Genomic DNA, 22,184 nt, shown 5'->3' with positions numbered 1-22,184 from the left:
CGCGGGCCTTCCTGTGTCCGCCGACAGTCCGCTGCCGCGCTCGGCTAGCGTTGAGCCGACCGAACGGAAGGACGCTCGTGGGACTCTTCGGCGGACGCGGCAAGGGTCGCGACAACCAGGCGGCACGCCAGACCGCGCGACAGGCTGAGGCGATCGCTCGCTTCTGGGCATGGTGGACCGACGAAGGAATGGCGCGCAGCAGCAGCGCCCTCGCCGAGGGCGACCCCGGGCGCATCGTCGCCGACATGACCGGCCAGGTCGAAGCGGTCGCCGGCGAACTGTCCTGGGAGTTCGCGAAGGGCGATGAGTCCATGCACAAGCTCGTCGTGACCGCCGACGGCGACCCCGCGTTGCGTTCGACGGCACGACGATGGCTGGAAGGCGCACCGGAGTCGGACGTGTTCTGGTCGTACGCCGACGCGCGTCCGCCCATGCTCGACCTGTCCGACTCCGTCCTGAAACTGGACTCGATCGAGCTCGCATTGAACGAGACCCGGGTCGGCGTGCGACGTTCGGGTACTCGTGTCGACGTCCAGGTACACCACCCTCGTCTTGAGGAACTGGGGGAGCAAGGGCGAACCACGTTCTGCTTCCTGGCGGTCGACGCCGCCGTGGGGGAGACGATGACCGAGACCTGGATCGGCGAACTTCACCCGAGCCTCGTTCCACCGATGGACGGTTTCGGCCTCTCCGGTCTGCGCGCTGTCGTGCGGGACATGGCGCAGGAGTTCGAGGGCGCCAACTCCTGGGTGGCGCTGGAAGGCGTCAGCCAGATCGGACCGGTGCGGGTGCTCGCCCGCGTGCCGCTCGCGGCCGCGTCCGCACCCACGCTCGACCAGAGCGTGACGATCAGCGTGACCTACACCGGCGACGCCGAAGGTCTGCCCGACGAAACGGTGCAGCGTGACCTGATGGCGTTCCGTGATCACCTGTCGGAGCGGCTCGAGGGCCAAGGTGAGCTGGTCGCGATCGTCATGGCCGGATCCCGGTGCCAGTACCACTTCTACGTCGACTCGACCCGGACCGGTGCAGCGCAACTGGAGGCTGCGGCGTCCGGCCGTCCGGGTCGGGTGGAGACCCACATCGAGGACGACCCGGGCTGGGCCAACGTGGCCCACCTGCGGGGCTGAGTTCACGCCGATCCGCGACGGATCTCACAGCTGCCCCGATCCCTTCCGGGTCGAGCCGGGGGCTCGGCCTCGATACCCTGGCCCCATGCCTGAAACTGCCGCCGTTCCTGCCGGCGTGTCCGCCCCGCTGCGCATCGTGGTCGCCGAGGACGAAGCGATCATCCGGCTGGATCTGGTGGAGATGTTGCGGGAGGCCGGACACGACGTCATCGGCGAGGCCGGCGACGGTCGCAAGGCCGTGGAGTTGGTCGGCGAACTGCGCCCGGACCTCGTCGTGATGGACGTGAAGATGCCACGCCTGGACGGCATCAGCGCTGCACAGGAGATCGGCGGCGCAGGACTGGCGCCGGTCGTGATGCTGACCGCGTTCAGCGACAAGGAGCTCGTCGAGCGGGCCTCGGAAGCCGGCGTCATGGCCTACGTGCTCAAACCGTTCACCGCGGACGACCTGCGCCCGGCGATCACCGTCGCGGCCGGCCGTTGGGCCGAGCGCAAGGCGCTGGAGTCCGAGGTCGCCGACCTGTTCGAGCGGTTGGAGACCCGCAAGGCTGTGGACAAGGCCAAGGGCGTGCTGATGAAGTCGCTCGATCTCGACGAGGCCGAGGCCTTCCGGTGGATCCAGAAGGCCGCCATGGACCGTCGTCTCGGCATGCGTGAGGTGGCGGACGCCGTCGTCGCCGGCGCCGCGCAGCCCAAGCGCTGACCAAGCCGTTCCGGGCATCCGTCCCACTGCGGCTTCGCTCCGGACGCTTGGTAACGAACAGGCTTCATTCCGCTGATCCCGGTGCGGCCCGTGTCGCACCGCATTAGTGTTCCGAACGCCCGACAGGCGCGCGATTCCCGTGCGGACGGCGGGCGATCAGCGCACGTGCCGCGGTGGCACTCGCATGACCTATGGAGGACTTCACTGTGTCCCGGACTCTGAAGACTGCGGCGGCTCTCGCCGCTTTGTCCCTGACCATCGCCGGTTGCGCCAACGAGGAAGGCGGCAACGAGGGCGGCGGTGGCGGTGGCGCCGAGGGTCTGAAGACCCTTCAGGCCCAGACCAGCATCGACGTTCCGAAGGACGCGCTGAAGGCTGCCGGTGACGGCAAGGCCAAGTGCGCCGCCGGCACCACGATCGCCTTCATCGGTGCGATGACCGGCGACAACGCCCAGCTCGGAATCAACGAGTACAACGGCGTCCAGCTCGCGATCAACGAGCACAACAAGTCGAACAAGGACTGCCAGGTGCAGTTCAAGAAGTACGACACCGAGGGCGACCCCACCAAGGCCACCGGCCCGGTCACCCAGGCCGTCGGCGACAAGAACATCGTCGGTGTCATCGGTCTGCCCTTCTCGGGTGAGAGCAAGGCCACCGGCGCGATCTTCGAGCAGGCGGGCCTCGTCCACATCACCCCGTCCGCGACCAACCCGGGACTGACGGGCAACGGCTGGAAGACCTTCTTCCGTGGCCTGGGCAACGACAACGTCCAGGGTCCGGCTGCGGCCATCCTGGCCGAGAAGCTCGGCGCCAAGAAGGTCTACCTGGTCATGGACGACTCCGACTACGGCATCGGCCTGGGTGGCACCGCCAAGAAGGCGCTCACCGAGAAGAAGCTGCTCGCCGGTGAGGACAAGGTCACCACCAAGCAGAAGGACTTCAGCTCCACCGTCCAGAAGATCGTCAACTCCAAGGCTGACGCGATCTTCTACGCCGGCTACTACGCCGAGGGTGCGCCGCTGAACCAGCAGCTCGTCGCCAAGGGCTTCAAGGGTGCCTTCATCGGACCCGATGGCGTCAAGGACGACCAGTTCATCAAGTTGTCCGGTGACTCGAGCAAGAACGCCTACTTCACCTGCCCCTGCATCCCCGGTGAACTGATTCCCGACTTCGCCTCGGCGTACAAGGGTGTCGCCAACGCGGCCCCCGGTACGTACTCGGTCGAGTCCTACGACGCGGCGGCGATCCTGCTGGCCGGTCTGCAGAAGGGCAACACCGACCGTCCCAAGCTGCTCAACTTCGTCAAGACCTACGACGGTCAGGGCCTGAGCAAGAAGATCAAGTGGGACGACAAGGGTGAGCTGTCCGACCTGGCCGTCTACGGCTACAAGGTCGACGGCGGCAAGATCGTTTCTGTCGGCAAGCTGGACTGATTTCGAGATCGGTCCGAATTCACCAACGAGCGAGGGCTTGTCTGCAACCGCGGACGGGCCCTCGCCCGGTTTCATGAAATGAGGCTTGCATGACAGCCCTCCATTCGGTGGTGCCCGCGCTGTCCGCGCTCGCGTCCGCCGACGAGAACACCTGGATCAGCTTCCACTGGCAGGAACTGGCCGACAACTTCTGGAACGCCACCTTCGACGGCCTCACCTTCGGCGCCATCTACGCGCTGGTCGCCCTGGGCTACACCCTGGTGTACGGCGTCCTGAACCTGATCAACTTCGCCCACTCCGAGGTCTTCATCGCCGGCGCCTACGCGGTGGTGTTCACCCTGACCGCGCTCGGCTTCGGAGCGTCCGTCCCCAATCTGGGATGGCCGGCCATCATCGGCAACCTGCTGCTGGCGTTGGTCATCGCGATGGTGGTCTCCGCGCTGGTCGCGCTCGCGGTCGAACGCATCGCCTACAAACCGTTGCGGGCCCGCAACGCCCCCCGCCTGGTCTTCCTGATCACCGCGATCGGCATGTCCTTCGTCATCCAATACGCGTTCTTCTGGTGGCGCGGCGCCGTCGCGGAGCCCTCGGTGACGATGTTCAAGGACGAGGCGATCTTCGAAGTCTTCGGCTCCACCATCCCGCTGTCGTCGCTGATCATCGTCGGCGCAGCGGTGCTGATGATGGTTGCGGTCGACCAGTTGATCCGGCACACGCGCGTCGGACGTGGCGTGCGTGCCGTTGCGCAGGATCCCGACACCGCAACCCTCATGGGCGTCAACCGCGAGCGCATCATCATGATCACGTTCGTCATCGGTGGTGCCCTCGCCGGCGCAGCCGCACTGTTCTACGTGATGAAGGTGCCCGCCGGCGTCCAGTACAACGGCGGATTCATCCTCGGCATCAAAGCCTTTACCGCCGCCGTGCTCGGTGGTATCGGCAACATCCGTGGAGCGCTGCTCGGTGGTCTGCTGCTCGGCGTCATCGGCAACTACGGCGCGTGGCTCCTGGGTAGTGCTCAGTGGATCGACGTCGTCTCGTTCGTCATCCTGATCATGGTGCTGATGGTTCGCCCCGACGGCATCCTCGGATCCAACCTGGGGAAGGTACGCGCATGAGAATCACCCCACGAAGTTCTACGCTCCTGCGTCGCTCCGATACGTTGCGAGGACCCCGATGAGCACCCCGATCCCGGACGCAGCCGCGTCCCAGGCCAAGGCCGACGAGCAGTCGGAAGAGACCCGCAAACCGACTCGCTTCGAGGGCCTGTCCCGCTGGTGGAACGGTCTGGAGCGCTGGCAGCAGTGGTGCGTCCTCGCGGTCGCAGCAGCGCTGCTCTACCTGCTACCGATCCTCAATCCGCCGCTGCTGTCCACCGAGAGCGCCGGTTACAACTTCCCGCTGGCCTGCTTCGACGCGGCCCGGTTCGCGCTCGTCGCGCTCGGCCTCAACGTCGTGGTCGGTCAGGCCGGTCTGCTCGACCTGGGGTACATCGGCTTCTTCGCGGTCGGGTCGTACGTCGCGGCGCTGTGGACCAGCCCGGACTCCACCATGGTGAAGATCCCTTACCTGGCCACTTTGCCGCTGGCGATGATCGTGACCGGCATCGTCGGCATGTTGATCGGCATCCCGACGCTGCGCCTGCGCGGTGACTACCTGGCGATCGTGACCCTCGGCTTCGGAGAGATCATCCGCCTGCTGGCGACGATCATCCCGGCGCTGAAGGGCAACACCGGCTTCCAGAGCATCGGTCGCCCCCCGGGCACCGATGACAAAGGCGTGCCGATCTTCGTCCAGAGCAACGGAACCGCTTGGTACTGGCTGATCCTGACGGTGATCATCATCGTGATGCTGCTGCTGGGCAACCTCGAGCGCTCGCGCGTGGGTCGTGCCTGGATCGCCATCCGTGAGGACGAGGACGCGGCCGAGGTGATGGGCGTGCCGACCTTCAAGTTCAAGATGTGGGCGTTCTGTCTCGGCGCGGCGCTCGGTGGTCTGTCCGGTGCGATCTTCGCCGGTCAGGTCGGCTTCGTGAACAACCAGAAGTTCGACGTGGCGACCTCCATGCTGTTCATCGCGGCTGTCGTCATGGGCGGTGCCGGTAACAAGTTCGGAGCGGTCCTGGGTGGAATCTTGGTGTCTTACTTGCCGATTCGATTCATCTTCATCGCGGAGCAGAAGTACCTCGTGTTCGGCATCCTGCTGGTGCTGATCATGATCTTCCGACCGCAGGGTCTGTTCGGTGCCCGTAACCACCTGCTCGCGTACGGCAAGAAGGCCAAGCGCGTAGCGGCACGGTTGCGCAGGGACCCAGGACACGGCACAGAGCAGGAGGCCACCTCGTGAGCGAGAACACCCACAACGTGATCGGCGGGGAGCCCGGCGACGGTCCCGAACGCCAGACGTACACGCCCGGCCACCTCGGTCTGGGCAAGGGCGAACCGGAGAACGAGCACGAACTGCTGGACGAGGACGCGCACCCGGCGCCCCCGCCGCCGCCGGATTCGGAGGCGGCACAGATCGTCGAGCTCGACCGCACGATCGCGGTCGAGGTCGGCGAGAAGCTGGTCGAGATCGACAACCTGACGGTCAAGTTCGGTGGTCTGACCGCCCTGGACAGCGTCTCGTTCGACATCAAGCGCGGCGAGATCCTCGGTCTGATCGGTCCGAACGGTGCCGGAAAGACGACCTGCTTCAACGCCATGACCGGTGTCTACAAGCCGGCGAGCGGAGGTGTGCTGCTCGAGGGCAAGTCGGTGCTTGGTCTGAAGAAGAACGCGATCACCCGCGCCGGCTTCGCCCGCACTTTCCAGAACATCCGCCTGTTCGGTGAGATGACCGCTCTGGAGAATGTCGTCGTCGGTCTGGACGCCCGGCACAAGACCAGCGTCTTCGGCGCACTCGTGCGTTCGCCACGGCACATCCGCGAGGAGAAGTCGGCGATCGAGCACGGCATGGCGCTGCTGGAGTTCGTCGGCATTGCGGACAAGGCCCAGGAACTGTCGCGCAACCTTCCCTACGGCTACCAACGTCGTCTGGAGATTGCGCGCGCCCTGGCGACCGAGCCGAAGCTGCTGTGTCTCGACGAGCCGGCCGCGGGCTTCAACCCGGCGGAGAAGGAAGAGCTCATGGAGCTCATCCGCACCATTCGGGACGAGGGTTACACGGTGCTGCTCATCGAGCACGACATGAAGCTGGTCATGGGTGTCTGTGACCGCATCGTGGTGCTGGAGTTCGGCAAGAAGATCGCCGATGACGTACCGAAGGCGATCCAGGCCGACCCGGCCGTCATCGCTGCGTACCTGGGAGTGGAGGACGACGAAGATGGCGTTGCTTGAGATCAAGGACCTCGGGGTCCACTACGGCAGGATCCAGGCGCTGCACGGCATCTCGATCGACGTGAACGAGGGCGAGATCGTGTCGCTGATCGGCGCCAACGGTGCCGGTAAGACGACGACGATGCGTGCCATCGCCGGCTTGCTCAACTCCTCGTCCGGCTCGATCACCTTCGACGGCAAGGACATCACCAAGGTCCCCGGTCACTCCCGGGTCGGCCTCGGCATGTCTCTCACCCCCGAAGGGCGCGGTGTGTTCCCGGCGATGACCGTGCTGGACAACCTCGACATGGGTGCGTACGCGCGCAAGAAGAACCAGAAGGAGTACGACCAGGACCTCGAACGGGTCTTCACGTTGTTCCCGCGGTTGAAGGAGCGCGAGAAGCAGGCCGGCGGCACGATGTCCGGTGGCGAGCAGCAGATGCTCGCCATCGGCCGCGCGCTGATGGCCCGCCCGAAGCTGCTGCTGCTGGACGAACCCTCGATGGGCCTCGCCCCGCAGTACATCAAGCAGATCTTCAACATCATCAAGGAAGTCAACAGCCAGGGCACCACGGTGCTGGTCGTGGAGCAGAACGCCAACCAGGCGCTCAAGATCGCCCACCGGGCGTACGTGCTCGAAACCGGCTACATCACCCGCGAGGGCGCCGGCGCCGAGCTCGCCGCCGACCCCGCGGTGAAGGCTGCCTACCTGGGCGCCGACTGACCCACTCGATGCGAAAGTCCGCGGAACCACGGTGTCGGGTCGCCGGTTCCGCGGACTTTCGCATTCGTCAACGCAGCGCGATGACGAGTTGGGTCAACAGGGGAGCGACGATCAACGCCGGCAGCATGTCTCCGACCGCGATCTGACGGATGTTCAACAGCCGCAAGCCGATCGCGATCAACATGACCCCACCGGTGGCTGTCAGTGCTGCGATATGGGGGTCGGGCAGCACGGAGCCGAGAAGGAACCCGGCGAGCGTGAGCCCTCCCTGGACGACCGCCACCGAGACCGCCGACATCAGGACGCCGATGCCGAAGGTCGACGCGAAGGCCATCGCCGCGAAACCGTCCAGGACGGACTTCAGCACGAGTTGGTCGATGCCGCGTCCGAGTCCGTCGTTCAGGGAACCGAGGATGGTGAGTGGCCCGACGCAGAACAACAGGGACGCGGTCATCCAGCCCTCGATGAAGCGCTCGCGAGCCGAGCCGGCATCGGCGTCGATCTGCTCCTTCGGCATCCGGCCGGCGATCCGGGACTGGATGCGCCCGGCCACCGATTCCAGTCGGTCCTCGATCCGCAGGACGCTGCCCGCGATCCCGCCGATGAGCAACGCCCCGAGCACGATCATCAGGGGAGCACCGCTGCCGACGGCATCGGTCAGGCCGATGTCCGTCACCATCATCGCGTTCAGACCTGCCGTCAGCAGAGTGACCAGGCCGAGACAGTCGGTGACCACGGAGCGGGTGTGTTCGGAAAGCCGGTGCCCCACAAGCATCCCCAACACGGCACCGATGACGACCGTCGCGACGTTGATGACCGTGCCGAGGCCAGGAAAGACTGCGCTCACGAGCGGTAACGGTAGTCCGACGGGAGCAATCTGTCGGATTCTTGTTCCACGCCGAACTGAACAGGCGTACTGTTCCGGTCGGAAGGTGAACCCTCAACGATCCGGAGAAGACACGAAATGGCGCGTTCGTCCGTGCGTGCGGTGCGTCCTGGCTCGGCCGACCTGGTGGACCTCGAGCAGTTGTGGATCGACTACCGGGTGTCTGCCGGGCAGACCCGTGAATGGGCTGCCCGGATGGTTCGCGACGGCCGGCTGCGGGACGCCGTCGAGCACAAGGACGTGCGAATCTTCTTGGCGCACAACGGGACCGAGGCCACCGGCTACCTGGTGCTGTTGCGCAACCCGATGAGCTCGATGAGTGACGAGACGTCCGTCTGGATCGATCAGATGTACGTGCTTCCCGCGCACCGGCGCACCGGCGTGGCACGCTCCCTGCTGGCCGTCGTCCCGCTCGCCGCCGAGAGCATCGGGGCCGGCGTCGTCACCGCTGCGGTGCCTGCTGCGCAGCGTGACATCAACCGATTCTTCGCCCGGCTCGGGTTCGCCAGCACGACCACCCTGCGATCGACCTCGGTGGCCGCGCTGCGTCGCCATCTCGAGCCCGAACTCGCGGCCGAGCGGGCGGGCGGACAGTCCGTCGTCCGGCTGCGCCGTTCCATCCGTGGCCGCGCCCGCACCAAGACCGCGACCGCCCGCAACGCAGGCTGAACGCAAAAGTCCGCAGAACCCGCGCCTTGACCCGCGAGTTCTGCGGACTTTCGCCCTGTTAGGGCGTCACTGTGCCTTGGTCGGCGCGTCACGCAGCATGCACGTGATGCGGCTGGTGCAGACCCGGCGGCCCTCGTCGTCTGTGATCGCGACGTCGTAGGACGCCACCGTGCGGCCGAGCGAGATCGCCGTCGCCGTGGCGGTGACGAATCCGCTGCGGACGCCGCGGTGATGGGTCGCGTTGATGTCCAGCCCAACCGCGGCGCGTCCTTCGCCGGCTTGCAGGGCCGAGCCCACCGATCCGACCGTCTCGGCCAGGACGACGCTCGCGCCGCCGTGCAGCAGGCCGTAGGGCTGGGTGTTTCCCTCCACCGGCATCCGGGCCACGACCCGCTGCGGGGAGGCTTCGAGGAACTCGATCCCCATCCGTTCGACGAGCGTTCCGGCGTTCATCGTGTTGAACAGTTCGACCATTTCCGGGTCGGACATCGAGGAGGTGGTGGGGGCGGCGTGGTTGTCGGTCATGGGGCTTAGGCTGCCATGCGTGAAGAGATTGTTGTTGTTGGACGGACATTCCTTGGCGTACCGCGCCTTCTTCGCCCTCCCGGCCGAGAACTTCTCGACCACGACGGGGCAGCACACGAACGCCGTCTACGGCTTCACCTCGATGCTCATCAACGTCCTGCGTGACGAGGAACCGACCCACGTCGGCGTGGCCTTCGACGTCTCGCGCAAGACCTTCCGGGTGGAGGAGTACGCCGAGTACAAGGCCGGACGTTCGGCCACCCCGGACGAGTTCAAGGGTCAAGTCTCCCTGCTGCGTGAGGTGCTCGACGCACTGCGAATCACCTACATCGAGTCCGAGGGCTACGAGGCCGACGACATCATCGCCACCCTCACGACCCAGGCGGTCGACGCCGGTTTCGACGAGGTGCTGATCTGTTCCGGCGACCGGGACGCGTTGCAGTTGGTCAACGACAAAGTCACCCTGCTCTACCCGGTGCGCGGTGTCTCGGAACTTGCTCGCATGACACCGGCCGCGGTGCAGGAGAAGTACGGAGTTCTGCCCGAGCGCTACAGCGACCTCGCCGCGCTGGTGGGGGAGTCGTCCGACAACCTGCCCGGTGTCCCGGGTGTCGGTCCGAAGACGGCGGCCAAATGGATCGGCCTGTACGGCGACCTCGCCGGCGTCGTTGCCAATGCGGGCGAGATCAAGGGCAAGGCCGGCGAGTCGTTCCGGGCCCACCTCGACGGGGTGCTGCGTAACCGCCGGCTCAACCAGTTGCTGCGCGATGTCGTGCTGCCCACCGATCCGGACGGTCTCGAGCGCCAGGTGTGGGACCGCCAGGAGGTGCACACCGTCTTCGACGGCCTGGAGTTCAAAGTGCTGCGGGACCGCCTGTTCGCCACGCTCGAAGCTGTGCAGGAGGAGGCCGAGGACGGAGTCGATGTCGAGGGCCAGGTGCTCCCGCCGGGTGAGGTGGCCGAATGGATCGGGGAGCACCTCAGCAGCGGGGTGACCGCCGGTGTCGAGGTCATCGGACGCTGGGCGCGCGGCGCGGGCGAGGCCGAAGCGATCGCGATCAGCGCCGACCACAAGGCGGCCTACCTCGAGCTCGCGACGCTTGAACCGCGAGGCGAGATCGCTGTGCGGGAATGGCTTTCGGACGCTGCTCGACCGAAGGTGATGCACGACGCCAAGCCGCAGGCGCAGGCACTCGTGGCCAGTGGGTTGCCGGTCGAGGGCATCGTCAACGATACGGCGCTGTCGGCTTACCTGGTGCGTCCTGACCAGCGTTCGTACGACCTCGCCGACCTCGTCCTGCGCTACCTCAAGCGCGAACTGCGGGCCGACGCCGAACCCGCCGCGCAGGGGATGCTCGACTTCGGCGGCACCGACACCGAGGCGCACGAAGCCATGGTGCGGGCCGCCGCCGTTGCCGAACTCGCCCAGGCATTGGCGACCGAACTCGACAACACCGGTGGAGCGCAGTTGCTGCGCGAGGTGGAGCTTCCGCTGACCGGTGTGTTGGCCTCGATGGAGCGCACCGGTATTGCGGTCGACGCCGACGCGATGCAGTCGCTGGAATCGGAGTACGCCGACGGCGTGCGGCAGGCGCAGCAGGACGCGTACGACGCGATCGGCGGCGAGCAGATCAATCTCGGCTCACCCAAGCAGTTGCAGGTCGTGTTGTTCGACCAGCTGGGCATGCCGAAGACCAAGAAGACCAAGACCGGCTACACCACTGACGCCGACGCACTCACCGACCTGTACACCAAGACCGAGCACCCGTTCCTGGAAGCACTGCTGCGGCACCGCGACTGGTCACGCCTGCGGGTCACCGTCGAGGGTCTGATGAAGTCGGCCGCCGACGACGGACGCATCCACACCACCTACCTGCAGACCGTCGCCGCGACCGGCCGGCTGTCCTCGGTCGACCCGAACCTGCAGAACATTCCGATTCGCACCGAGGCCGGCCGCCGGGTGCGCGAGGTGTTCGTGGTGGGAGAGGGTTACGAGTCATTGATGTCGGCCGACTACAGCCAGATCGAGATGCGCATCATGGCTCACCTGTCCGGCGACGAGGGGCTCATCGAAGCCTTCCGCACCGGCGAGGACCTGCACCGATTCGTCGGAGCACGCGTCTTCGGAGTGGAGCCCGCCGACGTAACCCTGGAGATGAGGTCGAAGGTCAAGGCGATGAGTTACGGACTTGCGTACGGGTTGTCCGCGTTCGGTCTGTCCAAGCAGCTCACGATCAGCACCGGTGAGGCGAAGGACCTCATGGACGAGTACTTCAAGCGGTTCGGTGGCGTGCGCGACTACCTGCGCTCGGTCGTCGACAACGCCCGGGTGGTGGGTTACACCGAGACGATGCTCGGCCGCCGCCGGTACCTGCCCGACCTCACGTCCGACAACCGTCCGCGCCGCGAGATGGCCGAGCGGATGGCGCTCAATGCACCGATCCAGGGTTCGGCCGCCGATGTGGTGAAGATGGCGATGCTCGGTGTGCAACGCGCGCTCGATGACACCGACCTGAAGTCACGTATGCTGCTGCAGGTGCACGACGAACTGGTGCTGGAGATCGCGCCGGGCGAGCGCGACCAGGTCGAGGATCTCGTGCGTCGTGAGATGGGCGCAGCGATCGAGATGGACGTTCCGCTCGACGTGAGCATCGGCGTGGGCAATTCCTGGCACCAGGCGGCGCACTAACCGACCACAGCACCGGTCGGCACGACCGCACCGGGTTCGAGGGAGCTGCTGACCCGCGCTCCTTCGCCGATGACGTTGTCCTGCAGCCGAACTCCCGCGGCCACGACGGCGGTCTGGGCGACAATCGAGCGTTCGATCTTCGTGCCGTCACCGATGACACATCCGGGCATCAAGACCGATCCGTGGACGACCGCGTCGGCGCCGACCGCCGCGCCGGTCCCGACATAACTGTGTCCGTCGATGGTCGCGCTGCTCGCCACGACGCCGTCGACCCGCGCTATGGCACCGGTTCTGGCGACCGCGTCCCGGTTGGCCTGAAGGAGCGCACGGGGGGAGCCGACGTCCAGGCAGTAGGCGTCCTCCAGGTATGCGGTGACGACGGAACCGTCGGCGATCAGGCGGGGGAACACCTCACGTTCGAGGCTCACCGCGGTGTCGCTCGGCACGTCGCGCAGGACACCTGCCCGCAGGATGTAGGTGCCGGCATTCACGACGCCGGGAACCGGCTCGGTGGGCTTCTCGCGAAAGCCGCGGACCTGATCACCGTCGAGTTCCAACAGGCCGAACGCGCGTGCATCGTCCACTCGCCGGGCATGAATGGTGACAGCCACGCCGCCGTCGGCGAACGCGAGCAGGTGCGCTTCGAGGTCGTGACCGGTGAGTTGGTCGCCGTTGAGGACGACGACAGCCTGGTGCGGATCCATCGCTCGGGTGGCCAGCGCCAGTGCGCCACCGGTCCCGAGAGGTTCGGCTTCGTGCACGTAACTGACCGCTACCCCGAACTCCGAGCCGTCGTCCAGGACCGTGCGCAGGTCTTTCGCGCGGTAGGAGGTCGCGATCACGACCCGCCTGATCCCGGCAGACGCCAACCAACGCAACTGATGACCGACGATGGGCGTCCCGGCGACCAGGAGCGCGGGTTTGGCCCGCAGGTCGGTCAGCGGCCGCATCCGGGTACCGAGTCCACCGGCGAGGATCACCGCCACCGGCACGATCAGCCCCTGCTCTGCAACGCGGTCTGGAGCTGGGGCACCAGCCAACTCCACATGATGCGCGCACTCTCCGGGGTGAAGTGGAGCGTGTCTTTGTACAGCGGGACGCCGTTGACCGATCCGTGATAGCCGCCGGTGCACAGCGCCTTGTACTGGTCGATGACCGGAACTCCTGCCTGCTTCGCCCAAACCGCGACGACCCGGTTGACGTGTTGCACCCTGCGATCGTCATTGACGTTCTTGATCGTCGGATCAAAACCGAAGTCGGTCTGGCGGTGGCAGGCAAGATTCATCACCACGAACCGGCCCCCTTTTGCCGATGTGACCCTGCGGTGCAGCGTGGTGAGTTCTCCGGCCAACCATCGGTCGTACGCCGGGGTGCCGAACTCGATCTTCCGCCCTGCGTCACCCCAGTCGCCAGTCGTTGTCTGGGGGACGAAGAACAACGTGAGCGCGGGTCTCTGCTCGCCGAGCGCTCGGACCCAGCCGCCGTCCTTCCATCCGCGGCACTCCGAGGAGGGCGGTTGAACTGCTCCGTCACGCCACCGGTTGGAGACGAACGGATCACAACCAATGCTCGTCACCTCTTTGGCCTCGATGTCCGGGTACTCCGCAGCGTCGAAACCGGTCTTCAGACTTTCCGGGATCGAGTTGCCGATCAAGGTCACGACCGCGCGCTCTTCCAGAGGCACATACGTCCCGACAGCCAGATCCACATTACGAACCGTCGCCGCCGGTGCGGGTGTGAGCCGGACGAGAAACGGCCCGGCCAGCAGGAGCGGCACGGTGGCGATCGTGACGGCGCGGCTGGTCGCCGGTCGGCCAGGCACCAGCGCCCGAAAGCCGCCACGTCGGATCGGCTGCTCCACGAACCGCCAGGTCGCGTACGCCAGGCCGAGGGAGAGCGTGACCTGGGCGAGCGCCCGCGCCCAGGGGTTCGCGACGATCTCCGCGTTCAGGAAGACGATTACCGGCCAGTGCCACAGGTACAGCGAGTAGCTGATCAGGCCGAGACCACGCAAAGGCTCCCATCCCAAGAGTCGCTGGAAGGAGTTCCTCGTCCGCGCCGATGCGGCGACGATCGGGACGACAGCGATCAGGCACAGCAGGGCCAACCCACCGCGGAAGACGAAGGGACTGTTCTCGTCCACCAGGAAGAAGCTCGACACGAACAGTGCGATGGCCGGCCAGGCCAGGCGCTCGATCATGCCGTCGACGCGCCAGCGGGTCCGTTCCGCGAACTCGTGAGCACCCAGAAGTGCTCCTGCTGCGGCGCCGATCAGCAACTCGAAGATGCGGGTGTCGGTGCCGTAGTAGACCCGGGACGGGTCGACGCCCGGTACGTACTTGACCGACATCCATAGGGCCGAAGCGGTCGCGAGAACACCCAGAACGACCGCGAGTTGGACCCGCCGCCGGACCACGACCAGGAGCGCCGCCAACAGCAGCGGAAAGACGAAGTAGAACTGCTCCTCGATGGACAAGGACCAGGTGTGTCGCACTGGTGAGGGCATCGCGATCGTCGCGAAGTACTGCTCGTCCCCGAGCAGGAAGCGCCAGTTGGCGACGTAGAAGAATGCCGCCAGGACGTCCCCACCGATGGCCGGACGCCGTCCGTGCTCGGCCAGGAACGCGGATGCAGTCAGCACCGCCAACAGCATGAGGACCAGGCTCGGCAGGAGCCGGCGAGCTCGGGATGCCCAGAAACCGCCGAGACTGATCCGCCCCCAACGATTGTGTTCGGTCAGCAGCAGTGACGTGATCAGGAATCCGGACAGGACGAAGAAGAGGTCGACCCCGAGCCATCCGCCAGGAAGGGCGGACTTGTTCAGATGGAAGACGACGACGGCAGCGACTGCGACCCCACGCAGGCCGTCGAGAGCCGGACGGTACGGCAACGACTTGTGCTTGGCCACGGGGTCCTTCCATCGGCAGGAAAACTCGTCGGATCATATCTACCGAGCAGTAGATCTGCAGTCGTTGCTGCCGGTAGCATCGCCGCCATGTCAGCTGATGGATACGAGACCCGCACTGTGACAGCGTTGCGGACAGGCAGCAAGATCGCGTTGTTGTGCGGGCTTCCATTGCTGGGCCTCGCCGCATACTTCTACTTCACACCTCTGTGGGTACCCAAGGGTGACGTAGGCGGGGTATTCGGGTGTGGATCGGCGGCCTCCCCGCCGGACGGATGGGGCAGAGGTGCTTGCCAGGGAGTCAACGACGCAGCCAAACTGCGCGCGATCATCGCCCTCGCACTCGGCCTGTTGATTCCGGCACTCGGAGTCGCTCTTTTCGGTCTCGACAAGCGGCAGGAACGTCGACCCGCTCGCCACGATGATGACGACGAGGGCTACGACGACCGTCCTGCCCCCCGCCGTACCTCGGCGAGCGACCGGTTCGACGACGACGAGGACGACGACGATCGTCCGACCGGACGTGGTTCCGCACGCGATGCCGAGCGCCGCGGTCGCCGCCCCGCAATCGTGGACGACGACGCCGATCGTCCGACCGGACGTGATTCCGCACGCGACTCCGGACGTCGTGGACGCCGCCCCGTGCTCGAGGACGACCTGGACGAGCGTGCTGACCGCCGACGCCGCCGTTCCTACGAGGATGACGACTTCGACCGTGGAGACGTCGACGCCGACCGCGTTCCCGACGGGCGCTCGACAGACGTCTGACACAGCAGATCGGGAGCCGTGATCGACGGCTCCTGCTCGTTGTTCCGTCGGCACGACATACCCGGCCGGATGCGGTCCGGCCGAGAGGACATGTGATGGCAGGACTCGACGTGCCCGATGTGCTGCGCCGCAGCGTCGCGCTCGACCTTGAGCAGCACGGACCGAGCTACCGCCGCGCGATGGACGGTTACCGCGGTCTGTTCGTGCTGTTGGTCATCGCTTACCACTTCGGCGCCAGTTGGTTGGTGGGCGGTTGGATCGGCATCAACCATTTCTTCGTCTTCTCCGGATTCCTGATCGGCACCATCCTGATCAAGGAGCGGTACAAGTACGGCGATCTGGACGTGGTGCGCTTCTACCTGCGCCGCGCGCGACGCATCGTCCCCGCGATGTGTCTGCTGGTGCTGGCGGTACTGGTCAAGGTCGCGTTCGTCGACAGCACCCCGAACCGCTCGCAGACCGCGGGTGATGCGTTCGCGACACTGACGTTCTGGCAGAACTGGCGCCTGATCGAACGCGACGACCAGTACTTCGACTACTTCAGCGATCCTTCGCCGCTGCGCCATGTGTGGACATTGTCCGTCGAGGAGCAGTTCTACCTCTTCGTTCCCTGGCTCATCCTCGGTCTGTTCGCGGTCAGCCGCCGTAAAGCCGTGCGCGTGTGGATGTTGGTCGCGCTCGCGGCCGCGAGCGCAGCCTGGACCTCCTACCTCGTCGGCCCGGGGGGCGGCTCCGGAAGCCGGCTCTACTACGGCACCGACGTTCGCATGCAGGCCCTGATCGTCGGTGTGGCCGGTGCAGCGATGTACACCGCAGCCCCCGGACGCGAGAAGTTCCGGTTGCCGCGCGGCATCACCAACGCGATCGGGTGGATCGGCACCATCGTTTCGCTCAGTGCCTTCTTCCTGCTCGACGAGCGCAGCACAGGTGCGTTCCGGTATGGCGGTCTGTTCTGTTTCGCGGTGCTCGCGGCCTTCATGGGTATCTCCGCGCTGGACACGCGCAGACTCACGATCAACCGGGTGATCGGGATTGCGCCCCTGGTCCACTTGGGACAGATCAGCTACGGGCTGTACCTGTACCACTGGCCGATCTCCTTGTGGTTGCGCTTCGACTCGTTGCCGGCGCTGGTCAACGGGTTGCTGCAGTTTTTGCTCACCTGGGTCTGCGCGGTCGCGTCCTACCGGCTGGTCGAACTGCCGATCCTGATGTACGGGCTTCGCGGCTCGGTCCGGCGTATGCTGCGCCGACGAGTACCTCGGGCCACCGGCTTCGTGACGGTGGCCGTGCTGGCCGCGATCGCGGCAGGTCTGTGGAACTCGTTGCCGCAGACAGACAGCCCGCCGTGGAACGGGCAGCCTCTGGACGCATCCGTGCGGTATGTCGCGCCGACGACCCCGGTCCGGATGGCCGTGGTCGGCGACTCGATACCCTCGTCCCTCGTCGAAGGATTCCACCGATCGAGCTATCCGGGTTTGCAGATGACCAGGTTGGCGACGTACAACGGCTGCAACCCGGTACCTGTGACCCTCGCCGTCCTGGACAAGACGATCCCTGAGGATCCTGGTTGCGCAGCCTGGCGCGAACGGTGGCCAGGGCAGGCGCGTGCCGCAGGGTCGGACGTGATCCTCGCTCCGGCCGGCCTTGCATTCCTGTTCCCGCTGCAGATCGACGGGCGTGTCGTCCAACCGGGGTCGCCGGAGGCGGGCCGTCTCCTGCTGCGCAGCCTGGACGCCTTGTACGGCCAGTTCAAGACCACCGGTGCGCGACGTCTCGACGTGGTCAACGTTCCGTGTCGAGTGCTCGAACCGGCCCAATTGCGCGGTCGTAGTGCAGAACTCGTCGGGCGTGAGCCCGTGCCGATCGACACCGCATGGGCGAACAGGTTGATCGGTGAGTGGAGGGCCCGCCACCAGGGCGACGTGTCGGTGCTCGACCTGAGCGGTCAGCTGTGTCCGGCCGGTGAATATCGGCGGACCATCAACGGTGCCCGCGTCTACAAGGACAGCATCCACTTCTCGCAGCCGGGAGCCGAACTCATCTGGAGTTGGCTGGCCCCGCAGGTCGTGCGGGTCGAGGGTTAAGCGCGCGCGCTGAGCTGCCCGAGCAGCCAACGCCACAGCGTCGGGGTGAACTCGGGGGAGAAATGCAGCCCGTCGTTGAACACGGTGATTCCGTTGATGGAATCCCGGCGTCCTTCGGGGCAGATGGCGCTGTGCAGGTCGATCAGGCGGGCGCCCGGGGTGGAGGACACCCAGCGGGCCAGGAGGCCGTTCAGTCGAACCGGATCGTTGAACTCCTCGACGTAGCCGGGTTGTTCGCGCTGCAGTTGCTGGTACTCCTGGGAGTCCGGAGCCGCTCCGAAGCGCCGACAAGGCACGTTGACCACGTCGACGGTCCGCGCTCCGTTGGCCCGTGCGGTCTGCCAGATCCGGTCGTAGGTCTGCAGAATCAGTTGCTCGTACGCAGGGTTACCCAGCAGCCCCTTCGAACCGTCGGGCATCTGGTGTGCCGAGGCCAGCAACGGCGAACCCCAGACCACCAACGACGCAGCGCCGGACTCTCGCAATCGCGCGCCCCAGGTGTTCATGTTCTGCTTGCAGGCTCCGTGCTGATCCTTGATGCCGTCGACCGACAGCAGCGGCCGGTCCAGCAGGTCGCACCCCTCGGAGGCGAGGTTGACCGGTTTCGCCTGCGGGAACAGCTTGCGCGGAAAGCGTTCGGTGAGGTACCACGGCACGGAATCGCCCAGCATCGCGAAGGCAGCAGGTGTGCCCGAGTACTCAGGTTGGGTCCGCGTGATCGCTGCTGGCATGACCGTCGTCTGCGATCCGGTCGGCGCCGCCGAGGTGGGCAGCAACACGGTGGCACACACCACCACGAAGGCGACCATGGGCGCGAAAACGGCCGCCATCGGGACCCGGAGACGAGGGAGCAGGGCCTTGATCCCACCGCGCAGCACCGGCTGCTCCAGGAATCGGTCGGACAGGTAGGCGAGCAGAGTGGAGATCGCGAAGCCGACGACTCCGGTGAGCACGATGCTGCCGGCGAGCCCGTCGGGACCCAGCAGCAAGTGAACCGGCCAGTGCCACAGATAGAGCGAGTAGGAGAGCCGACCGAACCAGCGCGCGATGCGGGGTTTGAACAACTGTTTGATGGCGCTGCGACGCGGGTCGGCGAGCGACATGATCAGCAACGCCGACCCGACGGCGCCGAAGAACATCCCGCCGCGGGTGTACATCCAGTCGGTGAACGGATCGATCAACAGGAAGAGCGCGACATTGCTCACCAGTCCGACCCAACCGAGCACGGTGACCCACAACAGCGGCAACCGAGGGATACCCTCCCTGGCGGTCCATCCGAGCGCGATTCCGAGTGCGGTACCGATCAGCAGCGACGCGATGCGCGTATCGGTGCCGTAATAGAGCCGGGCGAAGCCGGTCGACTCCCGAGCGGCCAGCGTCGCCGTCCAGATCGTCGTCAGACCGGCGAGGGCCACGAGCGCCAGGACGCGTGCGGCACGGTTGCGCACCAACAGGACTAGCCCCATCACCAGGAACGGGATGACCAGGTAGTACTGCTCCTCGATTCCGAGGGTCCAGGCGTGTCGTAGCGGGGGCGCGATGAGGTGGTCGCCGAAGTATTCGTCGCTCTGGGCGATCAGTCGCCAGTTCATGACGAATCCGAGGGTGGCCAGAATGTCACCGCCCCACCGGGCGCGTAGCTCTTCCGGTGCCCACGCACAGACGTAGACGGTCACCACCGTCAACATGGCGAACAGCCCAGGCAGGATCCGTCGTCCGCGTCGCTTGTAGAAGCCCCAGACGTCGATGCTTGCGCGGGTCTCGCGTTCCTCGATCAACAGCCGGGTGATCAGGAAGCCGGACAGCACGAAGAACAGGTTGATCGCGATCCACATGCCGGACAGGAACGTCGCCCCGAAGTGAAAGGCCATGAACGCAGCCATGAAGACCCCACGCAGGCCGTCCAGCGCCGGGCTGTGGCCGTAGTGCGATCTGCTGTGTTGCGCCATGTGGTGCTGGTCCTCCTCGATCCGGGCAGAGCCGCGGGCAAGCGCAGGTGCCCGACAGGCCTGCGACGACGTGCGGCGGAACTTCGAACACGCACGTTACCCATCGGTAGGATGCCGCGTGGGTCCCAGTCGTGGGCCGTTATCCGGAAGAGAGTCTATGAACACCGCGAAGTTCTTCGATCAGTTGGCTGACGTCTTCCCCGGCGATCCGCAGACCACGGATCCTCTCGACGCGCGGTGGGCGCAGATCGCGACCGACGTCGCGGGCTATACCGGTCCCAATGAACTTGCCGTCCTTCAGGCGGCCGCCGCCGCGATGCCCGACGACGAAGCGTATCTCGAGGTCGGCACGTTCAAGGGCCGGTCATTGTGTGCTGCCGTGCAGGACAACGCCGGCAAGGACTTCTATGCGATGGAGAACTTCCTCGAGTTCGGTATGCAGGGACTCCAAGCACGAGCCGAGCTGGAGGCCAACCTCGGGAAGTACGCGGGGCAGGCGAACGTCGTTCTGCTCGAAGGCGATTGCTTCAAGCTGATGACCGACCGGACCCTGATCGACAAGCCGGTGGGCGTGTACTTCTACGACGGGGAACACACCCTCATCTCGCACTATCTGGCGCTCGCGGTGGTGGAACCCTTGCTCGCCGACGAAGCGCTCGTGCTCATCGATGACGCCTCATGGCCGGTCGTGCAGAAGGCGCACCGCCTGTTCCTGGCCAAGCACCCCGGCTGGACGATCGAACGCACCTGGGACGCGGCACATGCGGATGACCCGCGTTGGTCGAACGGTCTGCACGCACTGGTGTTCCGCCGTCCGGCAGGTACCGGACGAGCGCTGTCCAAGAGGGACGAGGCGCTGCGGCTTTACCAGGCGAGGATTCAGGACCGCGTCAACACGGTGGCCTGGAAGGCCGTCAACAAGTTTCCCGGGTTGTTCCGCGCCGGGGCGAAGGTGTTCCTGTCACGCTCACGGGCCATCGGCGAGGACAAGTAGCTCCGGACGGGCACCGTCCGGCGGTCGGCGCCCGCGTAGCACGCGCAGCAGACCCGCAACTGCGATCAGGAGTGCCCCCGCCAAGCAGACACCGACGATCTGACCGGGGCTCTCGTGTGCCCACAGCCAGATCGTCGCGCTCTGCACCCCGACGACCACCCAGGTGAGTGCACCGAGGACACCGGAGTCCGTGCTCATCTCCGAGAACAACCACACCTGCGCCAGAGCCCACGCGATTCCGAGCACGACACAGATGAGCGCCAGAGAGCCGTACTCGGTGAACTCAGCGCCTCCGGCCAGAGTGATAAACAACCCGGGGTCGACGGCGATGAGGACAGTGCCGCACAACCCGATGGTCAGGACCAACAGACTGGCTCTCAGCAGTGTCCGCGTGGGATTGATGCCGTGCATCCGGGGCACGATGATGAGCGCGACGAACTGCGTGCCCCAACACATCGCGCGACCGAAGGTGGACGCCAGGGCGTAACCACCGCTCTCGTGCGGGTCGAGGAAGTGCCGCGCGAGCAGGACGTCGATGTTGGTCAGCGCCACGTACGCGGCGAGGGTGCTGTTCGAGCGCAGCATCTCACCGGTGAGTCCGTGGGCTGATCGCGGCAACGACCGCAGATCGGCTCGTGTCAGCCAGGCGCCGGTCGCGGCCGACACGAGCGTGGCCAGGAACATCGCCGCGAACACGTCGCGTACCGAGAACGCGAACGTGGCAGCGACTGCTGCCGCGAGGACCCGGCTCACCGCCGTGACCAGGTAGAGAATCGACAACTGGCGTAGGCGTTGGCGACCCAGCAGGATGCCCTGGAAACATCCGGTGAGCATCATGGGCGGCAACATCGCTGCGAGGAAGACCGCGGACCAGGCGGAACCCACGTGGAAGATCTCGATCAGCCACGGGGCGAGCACTGTCGTGATTGCGAAGAACACGACTCCCAGCAAGGCAGCCGATCCGATGCCCGAGGTCTGTCGCAACCCGGTATCGGCCCAGCCGCTGGACAGCCGTCGGGCGACCACGATCTGGAACGCGCCCGCAGGAATCGCCAACAGGACGCCGTAGGTGGACAAAGCGGTGTAGCCGCCGAAGTCGGCCGGACCCAGTGAGCGGGTCAACAGCAGCACCATCAAGTAGCCGAGCAGGTTCGACAGCCCCATCGCAAGTCCCAGGACGGCCGCCAACGCCTGATGGCGGTAACCCTTGGTGGCTGGATTCTTCACCGTGTCCTAGGCATGTGGTCGACCCGATCCGCACGTGATCGGGAAATGATGGGAGATGACAGAGCAAGCATCGTGGCGATGCGCTGTGACCTAGGTTACCGGGCAGTTATAGTGGGGAACTGATTTGTCCGAGGACGCCCGCCGCGGCGTTGACGCCGACCGTGCGGAGCGAAACCGAGTG

Annotated in this window: 18 protein-coding genes; 12 read left to right on the top strand and 6 right to left on the bottom strand. The window is 66.0% G+C overall.

Annotated elements, in window-relative coordinates:
- Window positions 1–77 precede the first annotated feature (77 nt).
- The 7 genes from FB459_RS12070 (at window position 78) to FB459_RS12040 (ending at window position 7,307) form a co-directional block, all read left to right on the top strand.
- Window positions 78–1,130, top strand: a complete 1,053-nt coding sequence (locus FB459_RS12070; RefSeq protein WP_141928689.1) for a DUF695 domain-containing protein — start codon at window positions 78–80, stop codon at window positions 1,128–1,130.
- Between the two features lie 85 nt (window positions 1,131–1,215).
- The gene (locus FB459_RS12065; RefSeq protein ID WP_129625055.1) at window positions 1,216–1,833 is read left to right on the top strand and encodes an ANTAR domain-containing response regulator; all 618 of its coding nucleotides are present in this window, start codon (window positions 1,216–1,218) and stop codon (window positions 1,831–1,833) included.
- Between the two features lie 206 nt (window positions 1,834–2,039).
- Window positions 2,040–3,266: a branched-chain amino acid ABC transporter substrate-binding protein gene (locus FB459_RS12060; RefSeq protein WP_246092426.1), complete on the top strand. Its 1,227-nt coding sequence runs from the start codon at window positions 2,040–2,042 to the stop codon at window positions 3,264–3,266.
- An 89-nt stretch (window positions 3,267–3,355) separates the two neighbouring features.
- Complete coding sequence (locus FB459_RS12055; RefSeq protein ID WP_129625057.1) at window positions 3,356–4,384, top strand: branched-chain amino acid ABC transporter permease; 1,029 nt, start codon at window positions 3,356–3,358, stop codon at window positions 4,382–4,384.
- Window positions 4,385–4,442: 58 nt separating this feature from the next.
- A complete protein-coding gene (locus tag FB459_RS12050; protein WP_141928687.1) occupies window positions 4,443–5,612 on the top strand; it encodes a branched-chain amino acid ABC transporter permease in 1,170 nt (389 codons plus the stop codon).
- A gap of 173 nt (window positions 5,613–5,785) precedes the next feature.
- Window positions 5,786–6,604, top strand: a complete 819-nt coding sequence (locus tag FB459_RS12045) for an ABC transporter ATP-binding protein (protein ID WP_239702859.1) — start codon at window positions 5,786–5,788, stop codon at window positions 6,602–6,604.
- A complete protein-coding gene (locus FB459_RS12040) occupies window positions 6,591–7,307 on the top strand; it encodes an ABC transporter ATP-binding protein (protein WP_129625059.1) in 717 nt (238 codons plus the stop codon). Before FB459_RS12045 ends, FB459_RS12040 begins: the two co-directional genes overlap by 14 nt.
- A 67-nt stretch (window positions 7,308–7,374) precedes the next feature.
- On the opposite strand, the gene FB459_RS12035 is transcribed toward FB459_RS12040, so the two are convergent.
- Complete coding sequence (locus tag FB459_RS12035) at window positions 7,375–8,154, bottom strand: DUF554 domain-containing protein (protein ID WP_141928686.1); 780 nt, start codon at window positions 8,152–8,154, stop codon at window positions 7,375–7,377.
- 117 nt (window positions 8,155–8,271) lie between these two features.
- Here FB459_RS12035 and FB459_RS12030 point away from each other — a divergent pair, with 117 nt between their 5' ends.
- Window positions 8,272–8,862 (top strand): GNAT family N-acetyltransferase, encoded by a 591-nt coding sequence (locus FB459_RS12030; RefSeq protein WP_129625061.1) that lies wholly within the window; start codon window positions 8,272–8,274, stop codon window positions 8,860–8,862.
- Window positions 8,863–8,928: 66 nt separating this feature from the next.
- Here FB459_RS12030 and FB459_RS12025 read toward each other — a convergent pair whose 3' ends face one another.
- Window positions 8,929–9,387 (bottom strand): PaaI family thioesterase, encoded by a 459-nt coding sequence (locus FB459_RS12025; RefSeq protein WP_370447346.1) that lies wholly within the window; start codon window positions 9,385–9,387, stop codon window positions 8,929–8,931.
- Between the two features lie 19 nt (window positions 9,388–9,406).
- On the opposite strand from FB459_RS12025, the gene polA reads away from it, so the two are divergent.
- Entirely contained in the window at window positions 9,407–12,076 is a 2,670-nt protein-coding gene (gene polA / locus FB459_RS12020; RefSeq protein ID WP_141928685.1) for a DNA polymerase I, read from the top strand.
- On the opposite strand, the gene FB459_RS12015 is transcribed toward polA, so the two are convergent.
- A complete protein-coding gene (locus tag FB459_RS12015) occupies window positions 12,073–13,068 on the bottom strand; it encodes a nucleotidyltransferase family protein (RefSeq protein WP_141928684.1) in 996 nt (331 codons plus the stop codon). The genes polA and FB459_RS12015 overlap by 4 nt on opposite strands.
- Window positions 13,069–13,070: 2 nt before the next feature.
- Window positions 13,071–14,984, bottom strand: a complete 1,914-nt coding sequence (locus tag FB459_RS12010) for an acyltransferase family protein (RefSeq protein ID WP_141928683.1) — start codon at window positions 14,982–14,984, stop codon at window positions 13,071–13,073.
- A gap of 87 nt (window positions 14,985–15,071) precedes the next feature.
- On the opposite strand from FB459_RS12010, the gene FB459_RS12005 reads away from it, so the two are divergent.
- Together FB459_RS12005 and FB459_RS12000 are read left to right on the top strand one after the other, a co-directional pair.
- Window positions 15,072–15,749, top strand: coding sequence for a hypothetical protein (locus FB459_RS12005; protein WP_129625065.1), 678 nt, complete (start codon window positions 15,072–15,074; stop codon window positions 15,747–15,749).
- A gap of 95 nt (window positions 15,750–15,844) precedes the next feature.
- Window positions 15,845–17,833 carry an acyltransferase family protein gene (locus FB459_RS12000; RefSeq protein WP_141928682.1) on the top strand — a complete coding sequence of 663 codons (1,989 nt, stop codon included), beginning with the start codon at window positions 15,845–15,847 and terminating at the stop codon, window positions 17,831–17,833.
- Here the strand turns inward: FB459_RS12000 and FB459_RS11995 are convergent.
- The gene (locus FB459_RS11995; protein ID WP_141928681.1) at window positions 17,830–19,782 is read right to left on the bottom strand and encodes an acyltransferase family protein; all 1,953 of its coding nucleotides are present in this window, start codon (window positions 19,780–19,782) and stop codon (window positions 17,830–17,832) included. The two genes, FB459_RS12000 and FB459_RS11995, sit on opposite strands and share 4 nt — an antisense overlap.
- 157 nt (window positions 19,783–19,939) lie before the next feature.
- On the opposite strand from FB459_RS11995, the gene FB459_RS11990 reads away from it, so the two are divergent.
- Window positions 19,940–20,776 (top strand): class I SAM-dependent methyltransferase, encoded by an 837-nt coding sequence (locus FB459_RS11990; protein ID WP_141928680.1) that lies wholly within the window; start codon window positions 19,940–19,942, stop codon window positions 20,774–20,776.
- Here the strand turns inward: FB459_RS11990 and FB459_RS11985 are convergent.
- Window positions 20,750–22,003: an oligosaccharide flippase family protein gene (locus tag FB459_RS11985; RefSeq protein ID WP_141928679.1), complete on the bottom strand. Its 1,254-nt coding sequence runs from the start codon at window positions 22,001–22,003 to the stop codon at window positions 20,750–20,752. The genes FB459_RS11990 and FB459_RS11985 overlap by 27 nt on opposite strands.
- Window positions 22,004–22,184 lie beyond the last annotated feature (181 nt).

The sequence above is a fragment of the Yimella lutea genome, from assembly GCF_006715095.1.
GTDB classification, from domain to species: Bacteria; Actinomycetota; Actinomycetes; order Actinomycetales; family Dermatophilaceae; genus Yimella; species Yimella lutea.
This window is presented reverse-complemented; position numbering and strand designations above follow the sequence as displayed.

What these genes read in the sequence shown, in the direction of transcription:
- FB459_RS12030 (WP_129625061.1), top strand. Translation starts at nt 8,272, where the DNA reads ATGGCGCGTTCGTCCGTGCGTGCGGTGCGTCCTGGCTCGGCCGACCTG.
- FB459_RS12005 (WP_129625065.1), top strand. Translation starts at nt 15,072, where the DNA reads ATGTCAGCTGATGGATACGAGACCCGCACTGTGACAGCGTTGCGGACA.
- FB459_RS12065 (WP_129625055.1), top strand. Translation starts at nt 1,216, where the DNA reads ATGCCTGAAACTGCCGCCGTTCCTGCCGGCGTGTCCGCCCCGCTGCGC.
- FB459_RS11995 (WP_141928681.1), bottom strand. Translation starts at nt 19,782, where the DNA reads ATGGCGCAACACAGCAGATCGCACTACGGCCACAGCCCGGCGCTGGAC.
- FB459_RS12050 (WP_141928687.1), top strand. Translation starts at nt 4,443, where the DNA reads ATGAGCACCCCGATCCCGGACGCAGCCGCGTCCCAGGCCAAGGCCGAC.
- FB459_RS12055 (WP_129625057.1), top strand. Translation starts at nt 3,356, where the DNA reads ATGACAGCCCTCCATTCGGTGGTGCCCGCGCTGTCCGCGCTCGCGTCC.
- FB459_RS12000 (WP_141928682.1), top strand. Translation starts at nt 15,845, where the DNA reads ATGGCAGGACTCGACGTGCCCGATGTGCTGCGCCGCAGCGTCGCGCTC.
- FB459_RS12025 (WP_370447346.1), bottom strand. Translation starts at nt 9,387, where the DNA reads ATGACCGACAACCACGCCGCCCCCACCACCTCCTCGATGTCCGACCCG.
- FB459_RS11990 (WP_141928680.1), top strand. Translation starts at nt 19,940, where the DNA reads ATGAACACCGCGAAGTTCTTCGATCAGTTGGCTGACGTCTTCCCCGGC.
- FB459_RS12040 (WP_129625059.1), top strand. Translation starts at nt 6,591, where the DNA reads ATGGCGTTGCTTGAGATCAAGGACCTCGGGGTCCACTACGGCAGGATC.